The 18,469-nt window shown below is 41.3% G+C and carries 17 protein-coding genes; 9 read left to right on the top strand and 8 right to left on the bottom strand.

Going from position 1 to position 18,469, the window contains the following annotated elements; genetic code table 11:
• Nucleotides 1-8: 8 nt before the first annotated feature.
• From topA to P2W73_RS11350, 3 genes are all read right to left on the bottom strand, one after another.
• Entirely contained in the window at nucleotides 9-2,603 is a 2,595-nt protein-coding gene (gene topA / locus P2W73_RS11360) for a type I DNA topoisomerase (protein ID WP_276502159.1), read from the bottom strand.
• 272 nt (nucleotides 2,604-2,875) lie between these two features.
• The gene (locus tag P2W73_RS11355) at nucleotides 2,876-3,529 is read right to left on the bottom strand and encodes an SGNH/GDSL hydrolase family protein (RefSeq protein ID WP_276502158.1); all 654 of its coding nucleotides are present in this window, start codon (nucleotides 3,527-3,529) and stop codon (nucleotides 2,876-2,878) included.
• 207 nt (nucleotides 3,530-3,736) lie between these two features.
• A complete protein-coding gene (locus tag P2W73_RS11350; protein ID WP_276502157.1) occupies nucleotides 3,737-4,582 on the bottom strand; it encodes an alpha/beta hydrolase in 846 nt (281 codons plus the stop codon).
• Nucleotides 4,583-4,669: 87 nt separating this feature from the next.
• Between P2W73_RS11350 and P2W73_RS11345 the strand changes: the two genes are divergently transcribed.
• From P2W73_RS11345 to P2W73_RS11320, 6 genes are all read left to right on the top strand, one after another.
• On the top strand, nucleotides 4,670-5,434 hold the full coding sequence (locus P2W73_RS11345) for a Rossmann-like and DUF2520 domain-containing protein (RefSeq protein ID WP_276502156.1): 765 nt from the start codon (nucleotides 4,670-4,672) through the stop codon (nucleotides 5,432-5,434).
• A 90-nt stretch (nucleotides 5,435-5,524) separates the two neighbouring features.
• Nucleotides 5,525-5,719, top strand: coding sequence for a hypothetical protein (locus P2W73_RS11340; protein WP_276502155.1), 195 nt, complete (start codon nucleotides 5,525-5,527; stop codon nucleotides 5,717-5,719).
• A gap of 73 nt (nucleotides 5,720-5,792) precedes the next feature.
• Entirely contained in the window at nucleotides 5,793-6,314 is a 522-nt protein-coding gene (locus P2W73_RS11335; protein WP_276502154.1) for a KdsC family phosphatase, read from the top strand.
• 43 nt (nucleotides 6,315-6,357) lie between these two features.
• Complete coding sequence (locus P2W73_RS11330; protein WP_276502153.1) at nucleotides 6,358-7,290, top strand: geranylgeranylglycerol-phosphate geranylgeranyltransferase; 933 nt, start codon at nucleotides 6,358-6,360, stop codon at nucleotides 7,288-7,290.
• Nucleotides 7,287-7,850, top strand: a complete 564-nt coding sequence (locus P2W73_RS11325) for a Maf family nucleotide pyrophosphatase (protein ID WP_276502152.1) — start codon at nucleotides 7,287-7,289, stop codon at nucleotides 7,848-7,850. Before P2W73_RS11330 ends, P2W73_RS11325 begins: the two co-directional genes overlap by 4 nt.
• Nucleotides 7,851-7,924: 74 nt before the next feature.
• Complete coding sequence (locus P2W73_RS11320) at nucleotides 7,925-9,208, top strand: DUF2851 family protein (RefSeq protein WP_276502151.1); 1,284 nt, start codon at nucleotides 7,925-7,927, stop codon at nucleotides 9,206-9,208.
• A 13-nt stretch (nucleotides 9,209-9,221) separates the two neighbouring features.
• Here P2W73_RS11320 and P2W73_RS11315 read toward each other — a convergent pair whose 3' ends face one another.
• Both P2W73_RS11315 and P2W73_RS11310 read right to left on the bottom strand, forming a co-directional pair.
• Nucleotides 9,222-10,589, bottom strand: coding sequence for a T9SS type A sorting domain-containing protein (locus P2W73_RS11315; RefSeq protein ID WP_276502150.1), 1,368 nt, complete (start codon nucleotides 10,587-10,589; stop codon nucleotides 9,222-9,224).
• 223 nt (nucleotides 10,590-10,812) lie between these two features.
• Nucleotides 10,813-11,526, bottom strand: coding sequence for a LytR/AlgR family response regulator transcription factor (locus P2W73_RS11310; protein ID WP_276502149.1), 714 nt, complete (start codon nucleotides 11,524-11,526; stop codon nucleotides 10,813-10,815).
• Nucleotides 11,527-11,989: 463 nt separating this feature from the next.
• On the opposite strand from P2W73_RS11310, the gene P2W73_RS11305 reads away from it, so the two are divergent.
• From P2W73_RS11305 to P2W73_RS11295, 3 genes are all read left to right on the top strand, one after another.
• Nucleotides 11,990-12,784 carry a hypothetical protein gene (locus P2W73_RS11305; RefSeq protein ID WP_276502148.1) on the top strand — a complete coding sequence of 265 codons (795 nt, stop codon included), beginning with the start codon at nucleotides 11,990-11,992 and terminating at the stop codon, nucleotides 12,782-12,784.
• 49 nt (nucleotides 12,785-12,833) lie between these two features.
• Nucleotides 12,834-13,763, top strand: coding sequence for a lipoyl synthase (gene lipA, locus P2W73_RS11300; protein ID WP_276502147.1), 930 nt, complete (start codon nucleotides 12,834-12,836; stop codon nucleotides 13,761-13,763).
• Between the two features lie 187 nt (nucleotides 13,764-13,950).
• Entirely contained in the window at nucleotides 13,951-14,118 is a 168-nt protein-coding gene (locus P2W73_RS11295; RefSeq protein ID WP_276502146.1) for a hypothetical protein, read from the top strand.
• 152 nt (nucleotides 14,119-14,270) lie between these two features.
• Here the strand turns inward: P2W73_RS11295 and P2W73_RS11290 are convergent, their stop codons facing one another.
• The 3 genes from P2W73_RS11290 to P2W73_RS11280 all read right to left on the bottom strand — a co-directional run bounded on the left by P2W73_RS11290 (nucleotide 14,271) and on the right by P2W73_RS11280 (nucleotide 18,435).
• Nucleotides 14,271-15,986, bottom strand: a complete 1,716-nt coding sequence (locus tag P2W73_RS11290) for a M56 family metallopeptidase (protein WP_276502145.1) — start codon at nucleotides 15,984-15,986, stop codon at nucleotides 14,271-14,273.
• Between the two features lie 2 nt (nucleotides 15,987-15,988).
• Nucleotides 15,989-16,372 carry a BlaI/MecI/CopY family transcriptional regulator gene (locus tag P2W73_RS11285; RefSeq protein ID WP_276502144.1) on the bottom strand — a complete coding sequence of 128 codons (384 nt, stop codon included), beginning with the start codon at nucleotides 16,370-16,372 and terminating at the stop codon, nucleotides 15,989-15,991.
• Nucleotides 16,373-16,506: 134 nt separating this feature from the next.
• Nucleotides 16,507-18,435, bottom strand: a complete 1,929-nt coding sequence (locus P2W73_RS11280; RefSeq protein WP_276502143.1) for a histidine kinase — start codon at nucleotides 18,433-18,435, stop codon at nucleotides 16,507-16,509.
• Nucleotides 18,436-18,469 lie beyond the last annotated feature (34 nt).

The raw sequence follows: 18,469 nt of genomic DNA, 5'->3' as shown, positions 1-18,469 counted from the left end.
AAAAACCATTACTTTTTTTTCTTCGCCGCCTTCTTCGAAGCTGCTTTTTTAGCAGCAGCGTTCTTCGCTGCCGGTTTCTTTTCTTTTTTTGCAAAAGCACCCGGTATTTCCGTTTCAATCATTTTTTTGACATCATCAAGGCTAAGTGCTGCAGCTTCTTCCGCTGTGTATTTACTTTCATCTGCTTTGCGTCCCATCTTCACCATCTTTTTACCAAAGCGGATAAAAGGTCCCCAGCGACCATTTTCCAAAGCGATTTTTTCGTCCGGCCATTGTTGTATAAACCGGTTGGCTTCCTTTTTTACTTTAGCATCGATCAGCTCATTGATGTCAGCTTGTTTCAGGTTATCAAAGTCATAACGACGGGGCACGTTAATAAACATTCCTTCCCACTTGATGAAAGGTCCAAACCTGCCTTTTCCTTTTGTGACCGGTTTTCCATCGTACATTGCCACCGGGGCATCTGCTTTTTTCTTTTCTTCGATTAATTCAATAGCCCGGTCGATGTCAACAGTTGCCAGGTCTGTTCCTCTTGGTATTGAAATAAAATCGTCGCCCCACTTTACATACGGACCAAAACGCCCCACGTTCACTGAAATGTCTTTATCCTCGTGTTGTCCCAGCGTTCCCTGTATCTTGAACAGGTCCATGGCCTCGTCGTATGTAATAGTCTCAATGCTCTGGCCGGTGGGTATTTTGGCAAAGCGGGGTTTTTCCTCATCATCCGCATGGCCTATTTGTACCATTGGGCCGTAACGTCCCATCCGGGCAACAACAGGTTTACCGCTTTCAGGATCGGTGCCTAATTCTCTTTCCCCTTTTATCCGCTCGGCTGTTTCAATTGTTTTTTCTACATCTTTTTTAAAAGGTTTATAGAAATCCTTCAGCATTTCATTCCACTTCATCTTTCCTTCAGCTACCTCATCAAACTCTTCCTCGATGCGGGCAGTGAATCCATAGTCCATGATATCATCAAAATACTGTTTCAAAAAGTCGGTCACTACCAACCCAAGATCGGAAGGGAAAAGTTTTGATTTCTCTGCTCCCGTATTTTCGTGTTCAATCTCCTTACTGACGTTATCTTTTTTCAGTTTCAAAACACGATACTCCCGGCGAATCCCTTCCTTGTCCCTTTTTTCAACATAACCTCTTTTTAATACCGTAGAGATAGTGGGTGCATAAGTGGAAGGACGACCAATACCCAACTCTTCTAATTTCTTTACTAACGATGCTTCCGTATAGCGGGGTAGCGGTCTGCTGAAACGTTCAGTTGCTTTCATTTCTTTTAAAGGCAGTGACTGGCCAACTTGTAATGGTGGCAACATACCTTCCTGTCCTGAGCCTGCCGAAGGATCGTCTTCATTATCATCATCATCCCTGTCCTCACGATATACTTTTAGAAAACCATCAAACTTCAATACTTCTCCTGATGCGGTTAATTCCTCTTTATTGGTTGAAATAGAAATTTTTGCAATGGTTTTCTCCAATTCTGCATCAGCCATTTGGCTGGCCATTGTTCGTTTCCAGATCAGCTCATACAATCGTTTCCAATCGGCCTCTTCCACGGTAGTATTGCTCATGTAGGTAGGGCGGATCGCTTCGTGGGCCTCCTGTGCACTTTCATTTTTGTTTTTATACTTCCTGAACTGGTGATATTTTTCACCGTACATGGATTTTACATTCTTGGTAATGTCACCCAAAGCCGTATCACTCAGGTTCACACTATCGGTACGCATATAGCTGATATACCCGTTCTCATACAGTTTTTGAGCGATCAGCATGGTTCGGCTTACACCGTAGCCTAGCTTTCTCGAGGCTTCCTGCTGCAATGTAGAAGTGGTAAAAGGCGGGGCAGGAGAACGTTTGCCTGGCTTCACCTGTATATCGTTGACTTTATACTCAGCACCGACGCAGCTTTTCAGAAAAGCTTCTGCATCGTCCGCCGTATTTTGTTTTTTTCCCTCAACCACAAATGTTACTGGCTTATCAGAAAGATCATGTGCAGTAAAAAGCCCCTCTATTTTAAACGTGCTGGTAGGAACAAAGGCGTTGATCTCTCTTTCTCTTTCCGCAATCAAACGTACAGCTACGCTTTGCACCCGCCCCGCACTCAGGTTATTGCGCATACTCATTTTGCGCCATAGTACGGGACTAAGTTCAAATCCTACAATACGATCGAGTATCCTGCGGGCTTGTTGCGCATTCACCAGGTTCATGTCCAATCTGCGTGGATTCGCTACGGCTTGTTTTATCGCCGGCTTGGTAATCTCATGGAAAACAATCCGCTTTGTTTTATTTGGATCAAGACCTAATACTTCGCATAAATGCCAGCTGATGGCTTCACCTTCACGGTCCTCATCCGTGGCGAGCCAAACTTCGTTCGACTTGCCAGCCAGCGTCTTTAATTCTTTCACCACTTTTTCTTTGTCCTCGGAAACTTTATAGCGTGGTTCGAAATTTTTTTCCAGGTCAATGCCCATTCCCGCTTTTTCAAGATCACGTATATGACCAAAACAGCTTTTTACCTGGAAATCACTTCCCAGGATTTTTTCAATCGTTTTTGCTTTCGCAGGGCTCTCTACTATTAACAGGTTTTTCGCCATAATCACTCCATTATTATATATATGCTACAACACCAAAAACAAGGGCTTCAAAAATCAAAAAAACCGCTGTCCGGCGGCCGCAAGTTAGAACAAGAATAATAATTTTTTCTGGAAACCAGCTTTCGCAGCATTGTGCATCGCCTGTTGCGTCGCCCTCTTGCACGTCCCAAACGCTTATCAGCTAAGAATTTCAGGCAATACAGAACGACCGTTAATTCATTGTAAATGATTTTTAAAATAAATTTTCGTGGGACCCGCTCATTACAAAAAATCTATAATTCTGATTTTATTATCTCAGCTACGGCTTTGGCCCATTTTGCGTACTCTTTAGCCGAAGGGTGGAGACCATCCCCTGCGAGCAATGTAGTATCAGTAGCAGCTTCCCGTGTGCCCGGTGTAATATCAACATAATAGACCCGGTATTGTTGGGCAATTGATTTATTGGCAGTATTATAAGCATCAATTTCCCGGGCAATTTGATTTCTATCTCTTCCTTGTGCAAACGGAGTAACTCCCCAGTCCGGAATCGATAAAACGATGACATGGTCGGCCTTGTCGCCAGCAAACTGAATGGCTTTTTTAAGCAAAGCTTCAAATTGTGGTTTATAATCTTCAACCGACCGGCCGCGATATTGGTTATTTACACCAATTAATAATGAAACAAAATCATAGGAAGAGAGCAGCGGATCAGCGACGTTTGCCGACACGATGCCGGCTTCCAACTCATCCGTTGTCCAGCCTGTTCTGGCAATAATCCTGGCTGGTTGGAAACTCGTTTGACCATTATTCAGCAGGCTTATTGTTTGATTCGGAAAATTATTGGCGGCCGGCACACTTTCTCCAATAGTATAAGAGTCCCCTAATGCCAGGTAAGAATATTTTTTTTCCGTCGGCGGAGAAGTCGGAATTACAGGAACTGAAGGCATGGTCTCATTATTCTTCTTTTGACAGGTACTACTGCCTGCAACAAAAATCAATATTAAGAAAATTAACCTCATGCAGTGTGAACAAAATAGGTGGTTGGTTGAGCCCGGTAAATCAATAGGAAAGTTACGTATGGAATGGTCATACGGATTTAAATAATGCAAGCGGTCATTATTTACGGTAGTCACTCATCCGATGATTGACACACATCAAACAAAATCTGTAATGGTTTTGGTTACCTGTGAATCCCGATAGATGCGTCTATGTCCAAGCCCTTTTGTAATAACAAACCGGATATTGGGATGCGATTCCTTTTTGATCGGGTACACATCTTTTAATGGAGTGATTTTATCGTCCTCATCGTGTAGCCACAAAATCTTTGCTTTTATTTTTTGCAATGTTCGCCTGATAGAAAACCAGGATACCTGCTGGCCGCTCATCTTCACAATTATTTTTTCAAACTCGTCCCTTACGGCTCCATCATTGATATGTATAAATTTAAAAAAATGATCCAATGCCGTACTCGTTTCCGAAGCAGGAGCGATCAATATAACCCGGTAGTTGGCGTCATGTTTTATTTCGGCTAAAGCCATCATCACTGCCAGACCGCCAAAAGAATGGGCAATGAAAGTTTGTATCGGGCCATATTTCTGGTGAATATATTTGATAAAATCCCGGTAGATAATGGCGTTTATTTGTTTGCCGGTACTTTTTCCATGTGCCGGGGCATCAAATGCCAATACTTCATATCCTTTTTTAACCAGGGCATTTACATATCGGTCAAAATTAACCGCCGAAGATTCAAACCCGTGGGCGATCAAAGCTGTTCGGCTGGCGCCTTTATTCCAACGATATCCCACAATGGAAAACTGTTGAAATTTGAATTGCAACTTTTCTCCTTCTTTAAAAACAGCCGGCAATTCTTTAACATGCCTGGATTGCGGGGTGCAAAAAAGTTCGAATGCGTTCTCAGCAGCTTTCTTTTTGGAGATGGAAGAAAGAAGTTTGAATTTTGTCCGGATATAACGAAGGGCTACTCTTTGTGTAAATTTCATAAACAAATTGTTGATAAACGATTGACCCGGGTTATAGCCTACAAATCTATTTAATCATTTGCTAAAACAAGCAGCGGAGGCATCGGCATGGATATCGCAATAATCGGATCAGGAAATACAGCAGCAGTATTAGGACGAAAATTCATCTCAGCAAAACATAAGATCGTACAAATCGTTAGCCGCAATGCAAGTGCTGCCAGCCAGCTTGCTTATGAGTGGGACACCGAGTCGGCTAATTATATGAGCCTGGTTGCAAAAAATGCTGATGTATACATCATAGCTGTTTCTGATAATGCGCTGCAGGAAGTAGTCAGTGATTTAAAACTACCCGGTAAAGTAGTTGCACATACGGCAGGCTCTGTATCTAAAGATGTATTGCAACATGTTTCCAAACATTATGGCGTTTTTTATCCCCTGCAAAGTCTGCGAAAAGAAATAGCAGGTCTGCCGGATATCCCCATATTTTTCGAAGGAAGTGATGACAAGGCGACAAAAACTTTGCAACGTCTCGCCGAATCAATTTCGTTTGAGAAGCCAGGTCTCGCGGCGAGCGAAGACAGGTTGAAATTACACGTAGCAGCGGTTATTGTAAATAATTTCACCAATCATCTTTATGTTTTGGCGGAAAGATATTGTCAAAGCGAGGGTTTGGATTTTCACCAACTGCTACCTCTGATAGAAGAAACTGTAAAACGTTTGAAGACAATATCACCTGCTGCTGCAATGACAGGGCCAGCTGTCCGGCATGACCAGGATACTATTCAAAAACACCTGGAACTGCTTGCGAAGCATCCGCAACTTCAAAAGATTTACCGCTTGCTTACAGAAAGTATCCAGGAGACCAGGCAGTAGATGCAATTAAGAATAACCTTTTATGAACTATTTTGATCAAAGGCCATATTGTTTTTACAATACATTTGCAGCCTGAAGGGAAATAGATGTATGCGGTTAGTTTTAGATTTGCGCAAGAATTGGAACGCTGAAAATGGCATGAAATATTTTGAAAAGATGAACAGGAGAGAGGAGAATTATCTAAAAAGAGTAGAAAATGCCAAGGCAGATTCAAGACTGGGCTGTCAATCGTTGTTATTGGAAGGCGAAGATGATATTGACATCCTGGTACCGGTTCAAACATAAAACGGCGCCAAAAAATAAAGTTTGATTATTGTTAACTGTCTTTAAAAAGATAATAACTATCCTGACGTAAAAGATGAACGCTACTGATCTTTTTGAAAATATTACCACTTTTATTTTTGACGTTGACGGCGTGTTGACCGACGGTACAGTGTTGGTTTTGGAAAATGGCTTGCAGGCCCGGCGAATGAGTATTAAAGATGGATATGCCCTTCAGCTTGCTGTCAAAAAAAAATACCGTTTGTTGGTGCTGTCGGGTGCCGCAGCGTCGCCGGTTACGGACAGGCTGCATAAATTAGGTATTACAGATGTCTTTATGGGTATTGGCGATAAAAGAACTTTTATCAGTCATTATATTGCCAACCACAGCTTAAGTGCAGGGCAGGTTTTATATATGGGCGATGATATCCCAGATCTGCCAGCGATGAAATTAGTTGGTTTGCCAGTCTGCCCCTCTGATGCTGTACAGGAAGTAAGGGATGCGGCAAAATATATTTCACCAGCATTCGGCGGCAGGGGCTGTGTCAGGGACGTTATTGAAAAAGTATTAAAAGCACAAAATAACTGGCAGCATATTGATGACCTTGCTTCCAGGTAAAGAGTGGTTCGCAGTTGTTATGTATCTTTCCAAAAAATAATTCATGAGATTGATCGCAGCATTTTTTAAAATGATCCGCCTGCAAAATCTTGTGTTTATTGCACTGACCCAGGTGCTCTTTCAGGTTTGCATTTATTACCCGCTCTATGAAGGAAACATACCCCCACATGACACCCGCAATTTTATTTTATTGGTGATTGCCTCATTGGTCATTGCTGCAGCCGGTTATATTATCAACGACTATTTTGATATCAATATTGACGAAGTGAATAAGCCGGAGAAAATGGTAGTTGATAAAGTGATCAGCAGGCGTTGGGCCATAGCCTGGCATTTTATCCTCAGCAGCGCCGGTATAGTGGCTACAGCGCTTGCATTACCGGTGTTTGAAAAGTGGTATTTACTGGCAGGGAATATTCTTTGCGTGATCTTATTGTGGTTATATTCTACCACGTTCAAACAGAAGCTGCTGATTGGAAATATTATCATCTCTCTTTTAGCAGGCTGGACTATCCTTTTAATATTTTTTTCCAAGGTTTCAATAGCAGATGCTTTTACGACAGATCACCCGGGGCAGCCAAAATTGTTTCGCTTTGCATTTTTATACGCCGGTTTTGCTTTCATCATATCATTGATCAGGGAAGCGATAAAAGATATAGAAGATATGCCGGGTGATGCCCGCTATGGTTGCCGTACCATGCCTATAGTATGGGGAGTAAATGCAACGAAAGTCTATGTTGCCGTTTGGATGATAATATTGCTTGCCATCCTGGTGGTAATCCAGGTATATGTGCTGCAATTCAGATGGTGGTGGGCTGTGGCGTATTGTATATTATTTATCATATTGCCACTGACATTAATTTTTTTAAAATTGTTTAAGGCATCTTCCACCGCCGACTATCATAAACTTAGTAGCCTTACCAAAAGAGCAATGCTTACCGGTATACTTTCCATGGTCTTTTTTTATTTCTACTTATGAACTCCAGGATAATTCTTGCATCACAGTCGCCCAGAAGAAAACAATTGCTCGAATGGGCCGAAGTGCCTTTTGAAATTGTAGTGAAGGAAACAGATGAGTCATATCCAAATGGTTTAGCCACTGAGGCTGTAGCGGTGCATATAGCCCGAAACAAAGCAATAGCCGTTCAGTCGATCGTAGCGGCTGATTCTGTTATCCTGGCTGCAGATACAATCGTGGTATTAAATGACCGTATTATCGGGAAACCCAAAAGCAGGGAAGAAGCTATATCGATTCTTCGTGATCTTTCCGGTCATAAACATGCCGTGATAACAGGAGTAGTTATCCGGCAGGAGCAAAAGGAAATTGCATTTGCCGATACAACAGATGTTTATTTTCATGAACTATCAGATGGGCAAATCGAATTTTATGTAGATAAGTATAAGCCATACGATAAGGCCGGCGCTTACGCAATCCAGGAGTGGATTGGTGTTGTAGGTATTAAATCTGTAGAAGGGGATTTTTACAACGTCATGGGACTACCGGTAAGCAGGGTGGTCCGGGAATTGCAAAAATTTTAAGCCGTTAAGTTTGGCGGATGAGTTGTTCAAATTGAAATGGTTTCATAACTTAAGGAAGTCAAAACCATTAAACCTTGCCTGTCACCGAACGTTTACTACAATTCATCTGGCGGTTCCAATACTTTAATAAGGCAGAACTAATCACTGCAGAGGGCGAAAGATTGCAAATAATCTTGCCCGGGCAGTATAATAATAACCAGGGACCTGATTTCACCAATGCAAAGATTGTTATTGGCAATACTACCTGGGCTGGCACGATAGAACTCCATATTAAAACATCCGATTGGCGAAAGCATAAGCATGAACGTGATAAGAACTATGATAGCGTTGTCCTGCATGTAGTTTGGGACGATGATAGCCCTGGCCACTCACCTGAAGAAGTAAATACTATTCCTGTGCTGGAACTCAAAAACCGGGTGGCAAAGGTATTGCTGGACCGGTACGAGGAGCTGATGCATTCACCGGCGTTTATACCATGCGAAAAAAGCATACATCTTGTTCGGGATATTACCTGGAACAGCTGGAAAGAAAGGCTATTGGCGGAACGTTTATTAAGAAAAGCCGCTATTGCAGAAAATTATCTTCAGCAAAATAACTCTCATTGGGAGGAAGTTTTTTGGTGGATGCTTGCAAAAAACTTTGGAATGAAAGTAAATGCCGAAGCATTTGAAGCAATGGCAAGGTCACTCTCATTAAACATACTGGCAAAACATAAAAATCAAATTCACCAGGTTGAAGCGTTGTTGATGGGACAAACGGGTCTTTTAGACAAAAATTTTGAAGATGATTATCCCGCTCTTTTAAAAAGGGAATATAAATTCCTGAAATCAAAATACAATCTTGAGCCCATTCATATCTCTTTATATTCTTTGCGCATGAGACCGGGAAATTTTCCTGTCATTCGCCTGGCTCAACTGGCGATGCTTGTACACCAATCATCGCATTTGTTTTCAAAAATTAAGGAGACTGAATCTGCAAAAGAAATCCGGGAATTATTTGATGTAACTGCAAATGATTATTGGCATTATCATTACCAGTTTGATGAAGCATCTTCTTTCAGAAAGAAAAAAACCGGGGTGTCCATGGTCGATAATATAATCATCAATACGGTAACGCCGATACTTTTCGCGTATGGTAGCTATCACAATGAAAATAAATATAAAGAAAAAGCCCTGCATTGTCTTGAACAGGTTTCACCGGAAAAGAACGTCATTACAAAAGGCTTTGAGAAGTTGAACGTTGAAAATAAAAATGCCTGGGATTCCCAGGCACTGATTGAACTAAAGAATGAATACTGTTCTAAACATAAATGTCTTAGCTGCGCTACCGGCAATGCAATTCTTAAACAGCCGGCATAAGAATGGTTAACATTTATTGTTTAAAGATTGTCTGGGCAAAATGGTTTGTTTTGGTCATCATGTGAATAATATAAACACCAGACTCAATATGATCCAGCACTGATATTTTTAATTGATTAGCAGTATCCAGCCGCGATTTTGTTATGCTAATATTTCGTCCAGCCATATCTGTTAGTATTATCTTTTCAGGACACATCCCAGCAGCATACGTGATAAAAAAAATATTGTCAAAAGGTATTGGATGAACCGTAATTTGTGAGTGACTTCTGTTTTGGATTTTCGCGGCTTTACTATAAAAAGTTCTGCCGGTTGTTGGATCTATATAGGTGATCATATAGTAATTATTTCCTGGTAAAGGTGTTTTGTCAATAAAAGAAAATGATGTTGCATTTGAATTGCCACCTGTCACACTATCGATAATGTGATAGTTAACTCCATTGGCCGATCGTTTTACAACAAATATTCCTACTGGTGCAGCGGCGGCTAATTGCCAGTTCAGCTTATTGCCATCAACGGTGGCAACTGTGTTAAATGACTTAAACTGTACCGGCAAGACGAAGAATCCATTACAGTTATTGCAATTGGAAAAAACCTGCGCAGCTCCCCAGTTATTAGGCTGGCATCCCCACGGAATACAACTTGCGTCAGAACTATGACTGGCTCCAAGACAAGCATATAAACCGGAGCTATTGGTCAACCTATTATAAAACTGCGAAAATTGGTATACCTGCAAACAGGCATTGCCAGAGGGAACAGTATAGGTGTCTATGACTTTATTTATCAATACAGCCATTCTGGTGTTGCTTCCATTACCCATACAAACGGAGCCAGTCGCAGCTTGGGGATCCGTTATAATTCCCCAGAACTCCGCATTGCCATTATTGACAAACCACGAGTAAGGGTTATTGATCACAAAATATTGATTTGACATTTTGAAAACCGATGACGGCGTCGCATTGATAACCAGGTTAGGATTTACTGAAGTTGCGCCATTATCCAGGGATAAGTTTCTTTGAATTTCACAAGTACCATAATTGTAGATGTAAGAATTTCCTCTCAAAACCAAGCCGGCGCCAATCCCCGAAGTAATGACTAGCCTGGCTCCGGGTCTTACATAAATAGTCCCGCTATTCATGTAAAATTGAGTAATAGAAAGATCGCCGCATACTACCAACGTGCCCCCGTTTAAAGTAAGGCTATTCATCATGACGGTAGCTCCATAATACCATTTTGTATTGCCGGTATTGAGTGTCTCGTTGTCCGTCAACAGCGGCTCTGTGCCATCACAAGCAGGCGGTGGTAATGCGGTCAGGCACTGGGCAGAAAGAAAAAATGGTTTTGTGAAAAGGAAAAAAAGAAACAGAAAGCTGGCTTTGTACATAGGGTGACTTTTAGGGTTCAATCACGAAAAAGCAATGCCGCAATCTTTGCTACTAAAAATTGTGGGTTTAAGAGCCTTAATGTGATCCGTGCAATTGGATGTTTACAATTCTAAACTATACATTGCGACAGGCCCGGTCAAGCAAGGCTGCAGTAACTAACCCAATTCATGCATGAAGTGCAAAAAAATCTGCATGAAATAACTATTGCCAGGAAGTCTTTAATTATTTATCAAGCCACTCTTTAAAATCGTGTACTCTTTTCCTGCTTACAATAATTTCCTTATCCGCTGCAGGTGACAGGTAAAGTTTTAAGCGGTTGCCAAAATAAGCATGTATCTCCTTCACCGTAGGCAGAGAGATAATATGCGATCTGTTGATGCGGAAGAAAGTATCTGGTGAAAGAAGTTTTTCTAATTGCTCAATACGGTATTCCACCAAAAATTTTTGATTATCAAAAGTCTTTAAAAAAATAAACCGTTCTTGCGAAAAGAAATAGGCAACCTGTCCGACAGGAATGGATAACAGGCGTTGTCCCTGTTTTACCAGGAATCGCTCTTTAAAAGAACCAGTAATAGTATCCTTATCAATACTGTTAAGATATTTTTTATTGGTTCCCGTGGCCTTGACTTTTTCATTGTTTGCGTTCAGTAGACGACGCATCGTTTTGTATCTATAGGCAGCGAAATTATACTCTTCAGAAATGGTCGAAAAAGTAACAACGGCCTTTACGTGCCGTGATCTTTTTGAATGCATGAATGGAACAACTTCTTCATTCGCTAAAATGATATCCGGCTCTTTATTCTTTGCAAGCCATGCCGCCGCTGTTTGCATGTTATCTGTTATACCGATTACCTGGATGGAATCATCGATTTGAGAAAGAAGATCTTTAATTTTTTGAGCCTTTGTTTTTTCGTACTCAATCACAAGGACATTCATATCAAGTGGATTAACCTTAAAAAGCAAATGTTAACCAGCAAAAATGATATTCAAAAGAATATAAGCATCAAGTGCTTAAAGAAGTGAATGAGTTGCCTTTGGGCTTAACGATCAGGAAAGATTGTTTGCTAAGGATTCCGCCGACAAATGTTATGTTATTTGGTTTTGGGAAAAATGCTTTCGGTCGCCGGGGGAACTTTTATAGTTTTCAAAGCCAGTAGTGAATTTCCGGTAAATCGGAGCCACCAGCAACGGTTTTAATTTCTTTTGATAGTGATAGGTTGCAGAGCTAGTCGGGACTGGGCTTATTCGTTGCTTTTGTTATTCACAGGGGCATCCGTTTCGAGGTTTGATCCGTATTGTAGATGGGTGCAGATAGATTTTATCTCGCCGTTTTAAACTACAACGGAGGTCATTTCAATTTTTGCCCTAAATTTACGTTACTAATATAAACAGACGATTTGTGAAGAAACTCAGCCTGACCATCATTATTGCCCTTATTGGTGTTGCCTCTTTTGCGCAAACCAACAGGGAACAAAAAAGAGAAAGAAAAGAAGCGAAACGTCAGAGGATAAACGAGATGGTCCGACAAGCGGAGGAGGGGGTTTTAGTTTACCAAAAGCAAAGCATTTTTGGTATTCAATTGCGAACAAATGGGTACGGTGCTTTCTATGAACTTGGCAAGATGAAAAGCAACCGCAAGACCAATATCTACCGTCTCGACATTACAGAAATTAAGAATAGCAAAGAAGAAAAGGGGCTTGGCCAAAATTTCATATTTGGCAATCCCTACATCTATGGAAAAATCAACAATTTCTACCAGGCGACTCTCGGTTTTGGACAACAGTATATTTTTGGCCAAAAAGGAAATAAGAATGGTGTTGCAGTAACCGGAATTTATAATGCGGGGCTTGCAATTGGATTATTGCGACCCTATTATTTAAATGTCAGCGAGGGTGGAGAAGAAAGAGCTATCAAATATACCACCGAGGACAGTGCATTATTTCTTGATCAAAGTGCCATCGTCTCTGGTGGTGGATTTGGTAAGGGTTGGGGAGAGATGAAAATAAAACCGGGAGCCTTTGCTAAAGTTGCCATGCGGTTTGATTACGGACGATATAATGAGACCGTGTCAGCTTTAGAAATCGGCATGAGCCTGGAAGCTTACGCCTCCAAAATCCCTATTATGGCGTTGCAGGAAGACAAACGAATGTTTTTCCAGGGTTATGTAGCCATACTTTTTGGCCGCCGAAAATGATCTAAACCCGCTAAATAGTTATCTTCCCGATTCCTCGTATTTTTGCTAAATGACAGAACTTCCAGTTGTTGCGATAAATGATGAAAAAGCTACCCGGGTGAAAAAGCCAGATTGGCTTCGTGTAAAACTTCCCATCGGCGAAAGCTATAAACATGTTCGCAATCTCGTAGACACGCATAAACTTCATACCATTTGTGAGAGTGGTAATTGTCCTAACATGGGTGAATGCTGGGGGGCAGGTACCGCAACTTTTATGATCCTTGGCAACGTATGCACCAGGAGCTGCGGTTTTTGTGCTGTAGCGACAGGGCGGCCAGAAGCAGTTGATTGGGATGAACCCCAGCGAGTGGCCGAGGCCATCCACTTAATGAAGGTGAAACATGCCGTTATTACCTCAGTTGATAGAGATGAATTAAAAGACGGTGGGTCTATTATCTGGCAAAATACTATTCGTGCTGTCAAAGCTCTCAATCCCGAAACGACACTTGAAACCCTGATTCCTGACTTTAAAGGAAAAAAAGAAGATATCGACCGAATTATCGAGGCAGCACCCGAAGTCGTTTCGCACAATATCGAAACGGTAGAAAGGCTGACTCGCCAGGTTCGCATCCAGGCAAAATATTGGAGGAGCATGGAGGTAATAAGAATTCTCAAAGAGGGTGGCAGAAGAACTAAAAGTGGGATCATGCTTGGCCTCGGGGAGAAAAAAGAAGAAGTAATTCAAACCATCAGGGACCTCAAAGATAACGGGTGCGATGTCATTACCATCGGTCAATACCTGCAACCAACCGCCAAACATTTACCCGTACAACGATTTGTACACCCGGACGAGTTTGCTGAATACCGGGAGATTGGCTACTCTTTAGGCCTTGATTATGTCGAAAGCGGCCCGTTAGTCCGGTCCTCTTATCACAGTGAAAGGCATGTTTACGCAGGGCTTGGCAGAAAAGAGTGGGAGATGAGTAAAGCAATCGCTTGATTTAAAAGTATTTACTTTCCTTTTATTCCTTTTGTTTTTCAAAGATTCTTCATCTTAGTAAAAACCCTAATTTAAGTGAGGGTAAAAATACCCAATTTTATTTTTAAGGGTTTTCTGGTTGTAGAATATTTTTCCGAACAAGTTGTTTGGCACAATTTTGCGTGTCTTAACAAAAAATTCATCCTACATGAAAAGGCTCGGTTATCCTTTAGCAGTGGTATTTGTTTCTCTTGTTTTTGTGGTTTTTTTTACTACAATAACAGCAATGACATTTGCATCGTATTCCAAGTCTGACAAGGCTAGTTCTGTTATTAAAGAACGGCTGAGTGGCTTTGGTGCGACCGTAAGAAGGTAAAAACGACCTGTACATAACCAAATTACCTGATCGTCGCTGAGATGAAAGGGGTAAATAATTGAGAATCCAATTCTATTAAACATCTTGAAAAAAAAGCCCGGCTAAACCGGGCTTTATCAATTTATAGCAAGACTTGTCTATAATAATGTTTCTTACAGGTGAACAATCTTTCTTCCCCGGGCTATTTTTACCTTATTAAGCGCTTTTAGCACTTCTTTCTTTTGCAGTTCCAGCGATTTCATTGTAACATCCGAATCAGGAATACAATTTTGATTAGCTTGTTTTAGTTCCTTTTGAATAGTGGAGAGATTGCTGATTGCAGTTGAGTAAGCGTGTTGAAGACTGTCTAGTTTTATTTCGGCCAGGGCGGTGTTTAACTGCTCATTGACTTTATTCCAATTGATTTCCTCGTAGGCTATTTTGAGTTTGTCCTGGATATTTTCCCAATCAATCTTATTTACAGCCTTTTTATATTCGCCTTTGAGTTTTTCTTTTTCATTTTGCGTCATGACTTCCGCAATGCTTTTTTCCACCACTTTCCATTGATCTTCCACCATTACTTTTTTGGACGCTGCAAGTGCTTCTTCTACTTGCTTCACAGCGGTTTCGTCCAACTCAGGAATGATCTCCTCAACATAGTTTACGTTGACAAACGGTGCACTGTTGATCGATGGATTTGAAACGGGAATAGCGATCGCATCTTGCTGGCCGCTGTTGGCTTCAACTACTTTCCCAACGCCCGGGAGAGCTGCGTGATTAACCACCGGGTCTTTGGCGATTTCAATTGAAGGCGTTTTCTCCTGGCTGTATATTTCTTTTTCCGGACTAATAAAAGCAAACGGACCTGAAGCATCCGTCAGTAAACCAGGATTAAGTTTTGTCTCTATGCCGGACTTGCTTAACAATAATACTGCATTCAAACTAACAAAGCAGAATAAGGCAGCCACAACGCCAGCTATCCTGTTAAATGAAAACACTGGCTTTTTATTTATACCGAGAATACACTCAATCCTGTTCAACAGCTCATTCTTTTTTCCTCCGGATGCTGCCACCGCCAATGATTGCGGGAGATGAGCAGCCTTTTCTAATGCAAGCAGAGCGGATGCATAGCCGTAGGGCTCATATTGAAACTGCAATACAATTTCATCGCAGTTTTTTTCCCTTTCCGTTTCAATAATCTTAGAAAAAGCTTTGACAAACGGGTTGAAATAAAGAACTGTTTGAATGATTCTTGTCAGAAGATTTACCAGATAATCGAAGCGCCTGATATGCGAGAGTTCATGCAGTAAAACAGCTTCAATTTGGTGAACAGTCAAATGGTTGACAGCTGCGGCTGGTAAAAGAATAATTGGCTTGAGATAACCAACGGTAACCGGAGATTTTACAAATTCGGAAACCCAGATATGCACTTTTTTCTTTATTCCCATTTGCGCAGCAATTTTCTGCACAAACATCCGCCAGCGAACCTCGGCCTTTAGAAGCCCTGAACTACGGATGGCTTGAACATAGCGGTAATTGCGAATAAAATTCAAAACAGGAAAGATCAGTAAAGAAAGATACAGAATGGATCCTATTGGCAACAACCTGGAAAACCATGAGCTTACTTCAGCATTTCCATTGATCGTAATGAACGCACTGACGCTGGCAACAGGACTTTCAATCAGTAGAACAAAAAAGGTGAATACAAACCAGCCAAAACCCATAAACAAAAGGAAAGCAGCCAGTGAGTTCTTTTGTGAGGAAGTTAATTTCCTGAATAAAGCAGTCGCTAATTGGTAAACCACCCACAACAATGCCATTTGCCACAAGCTGTTAATAACAGCCCATCCCAATGCCTGCAGAAAGTTGGATTGACCGAATGCAAACATTTTTATTGTTTTTTCAGATCATTTAATAAGGCTTGTATTTTTTCAAGCTCATCCGGGCTGGCTTTGTGTTCGCCCAGAGCCTGTATCACCAGTTGAGTAGGGGAGCCGCCAAACAGGTTGTCGATCATTTTACCCAGCAAATGTTTTTGTGTTTTTTCTTTATTTACCGCGGCCTGGTAAACATGTGTCCGCATTGAATCATCTCTTTTCACTAAGCCTTTTTCATTCATGATCTGCATTAGCTTAAGAGTAGTAGTGTAACCGACATCTTTGGTTGCGGCTAAGCCTTCATGCACCTCCCGCACCGTCGCTAATCCTTTTACCCAAAGTATCTGTAGTATCTCTAATTCACTTTCAGTTGGTTTTATACTTTTTATCGTTGACATGGGTTTTAAGTTTTACCTGTCGAATATACGACTATTTTCGTATTGACATAATTCTGTAACCTTTTTTAATTTTTTTTAACAGTGATTAACTATGAAACGGAGCTGCTTACAAAAGGTTACAGGCAGGTATAATTTTATTCGTTCAGCTTTTGTTCGATCGTTATAACTACTTCGGTAATGGTGCCATTTCCGGGTGAACTATTAATGATATAAGTACCGCCCATCATGATGGCCCGTTCACGCATACCGACCAGGCCCAACGTTTTTTTGTGTTCAACAAGAGAAGTATTAAATCCTTTTCCGTCATCTTCGATAAGCATGATAATTTCTCCTTCCTGGATATTTAAAGAGATGTCGACCCTTGTAGCTTCGGCGTGTCGGGCAATATTGGTAAGAGATTCCTGGAATATGCGAAAAAGACCTATACGCTTGTTATCTGCCAGGGTTATTTCTGTAAAGTCGGTTGTGAACGTTGTTTTCAACCCGGTTCTTTTTTCAAAATCCCTGCTATGCCATTCCATTGCCGGTACAAGACCTAGTTGATCCAGCACATTCGGTCGCAGTTCGTGGGATATTTTCCTTACCGCTTTTACCATCTCATTGATCAGGTCGAGTACTTTATTAAATTCTGTTGAGAGCCTGGTATCGTTCCCCGCAATGCTTTTATCGAGTAACGAAACATTCATTTTTAATACAGTCAGGTGTTGCCCCAGTTCATCATGAATTTCCCGGGCAATATGTAGTCTTTCTTCTTCTCTCACGTTTTCCAGGTGATTGCTAAGCAGGCGGAGATCTTCTCTTGATTGTATCAGTTCCATCTCCACTTTCTTTGCTTCTGTTGTATCTCTTACAAGGGCCAATACATCATCTGTTTGATGGGGTACAAATCTCGCTTCATAACTTCTAATGGACCCATCAACTTCTAATTGATAACTATAACTCAGTACCTGGCCTGTACGCAAAACTTTGCCAACAAACCTCATGATATTAGACGCTACGGGCTGGGGAAGCACTTCGGCTACCTTTCGCATCATAAATTGTTCAGGGCTCATAAGCGTTTGCAGCCCGATAGTGTTACTATAATCAACAATGCGTCCTTCCTTATCGATTACATACAGCATATCGGGAAGCGCATTGACGATCGCTTTATTTCTTTTTTCGCTTTTATCCAGCTCAGCTGTTCGTTCGTCCACCAATTTTTTTAATCGCAAAGGTGTCTTGCTGGCATAGCTGGCGAATATGCTTCCCAGTATTGATAATATAAGACCTAAAATGGCTACGGGCATAGCTGCCAGGAAAGCCTTGTGACCTTTGACCGGTACAACCGACAGTCTCCATTCCCCGTCAGGAACTGATACAGACGCTTCATATTGGCTTGTTGAAAAACCTCTCAGCGGAAGAAAGAATTCTTCCTTGTTGGTGTCCGGGTTGATTTTGGATAGCTGAAAATAGTAACCTGACTTCCCGGTAGTATCTATGCCCGCCGCGTTTAGCAGCGTTGTCAGCCGGATAACAACAGCCGAGAATCCCCAGAAATTATTATTAATAAAAACAGGCAGTCTGCCTACTACACCAACTCCACCTTGTTTTAACTCAAGCGGACCGGCAAAGAATAATTCTTTTTTTTCGATGGCTTTATAGGCTTCTTTATTGCGTGTCAGATCTTCCAGTATGTTATACCCGATCACCTCCTTATTCTCTTCTGTTGGATAGACATATTTGATAATACCACCAGGAACAAGTTGTAAGGCATCAATGTTTTTATGTGTTTTATAAATAAGAGGAGCAATAGAATCAAAATTGTGTACAGTACCATTTTGATCGATTAATAAAGACATGGCCTGTGTAGCTGACAAACTATATTGAAGTCCTGTTGACAAACGGCTATGCACTGACTCTGTTACATCATATGCCTTTTCCCTTTCCTCATTTGCAACAATTTTATACCTCTGATAGGTGAGGAAGGCGGTAACGGAAGCCAGTAAAACAAAAGTTAGTAACCCGGCCCAAAAAGGCTGGATGAACAATCCTGTTGATGAAGCATTCCTTTTTCCCGGACTCATTTTGCTGGAATTAAGCGAATCAATGCTGTAAAAT

Source organism: Terrimonas pollutisoli, assembly GCF_029360765.1.
Lineage (GTDB): Bacteria > Bacteroidota > Bacteroidia > Chitinophagales > Chitinophagaceae > Terrimonas_B > Terrimonas_B pollutisoli.
Note: the sequence above shows the minus strand (reverse complement) of the source record. Positions and strands in the feature narration are given on the sequence as shown.

What these genes read in the sequence shown, in the direction of transcription:
- topA (WP_276502159.1), bottom strand. Translation starts at nt 2,603, where the DNA reads ATGGCGAAAAACCTGTTAATAGTAGAGAGCCCTGCGAAAGCAAAAACG.
- P2W73_RS11355 (WP_276502158.1), bottom strand. Translation starts at nt 3,529, where the DNA reads ATGCCTTCAGTTCCTGTAATTCCGACTTCTCCGCCGACGGAAAAAAAA.
- P2W73_RS11350 (WP_276502157.1), bottom strand. Translation starts at nt 4,582, where the DNA reads ATGAAATTTACACAAAGAGTAGCCCTTCGTTATATCCGGACAAAATTC.
- P2W73_RS11345 (WP_276502156.1), top strand. Translation starts at nt 4,670, where the DNA reads ATGGATATCGCAATAATCGGATCAGGAAATACAGCAGCAGTATTAGGA.
- P2W73_RS11340 (WP_276502155.1), top strand. Translation starts at nt 5,525, where the DNA reads ATGCGGTTAGTTTTAGATTTGCGCAAGAATTGGAACGCTGAAAATGGC.
- P2W73_RS11335 (WP_276502154.1), top strand. Translation starts at nt 5,793, where the DNA reads ATGAACGCTACTGATCTTTTTGAAAATATTACCACTTTTATTTTTGAC.
- P2W73_RS11330 (WP_276502153.1), top strand. Translation starts at nt 6,358, where the DNA reads ATGAGATTGATCGCAGCATTTTTTAAAATGATCCGCCTGCAAAATCTT.
- P2W73_RS11325 (WP_276502152.1), top strand. Translation starts at nt 7,287, where the DNA reads ATGAACTCCAGGATAATTCTTGCATCACAGTCGCCCAGAAGAAAACAA.
- P2W73_RS11315 (WP_276502150.1), bottom strand. Translation starts at nt 10,589, where the DNA reads ATGTACAAAGCCAGCTTTCTGTTTCTTTTTTTCCTTTTCACAAAACCA.
- P2W73_RS11310 (WP_276502149.1), bottom strand. Translation starts at nt 11,526, where the DNA reads ATGAATGTCCTTGTGATTGAGTACGAAAAAACAAAGGCTCAAAAAATT.
- lipA (WP_276502147.1), top strand. Translation starts at nt 12,834, where the DNA reads ATGACAGAACTTCCAGTTGTTGCGATAAATGATGAAAAAGCTACCCGG.
- P2W73_RS11295 (WP_276502146.1), top strand. Translation starts at nt 13,951, where the DNA reads ATGAAAAGGCTCGGTTATCCTTTAGCAGTGGTATTTGTTTCTCTTGTT.
- P2W73_RS11290 (WP_276502145.1), bottom strand. Translation starts at nt 15,986, where the DNA reads ATGTTTGCATTCGGTCAATCCAACTTTCTGCAGGCATTGGGATGGGCT.
- P2W73_RS11285 (WP_276502144.1), bottom strand. Translation starts at nt 16,372, where the DNA reads ATGTCAACGATAAAAAGTATAAAACCAACTGAAAGTGAATTAGAGATA.
- P2W73_RS11280 (WP_276502143.1), bottom strand. Translation starts at nt 18,435, where the DNA reads ATGAGTCCGGGAAAAAGGAATGCTTCATCAACAGGATTGTTCATCCAG.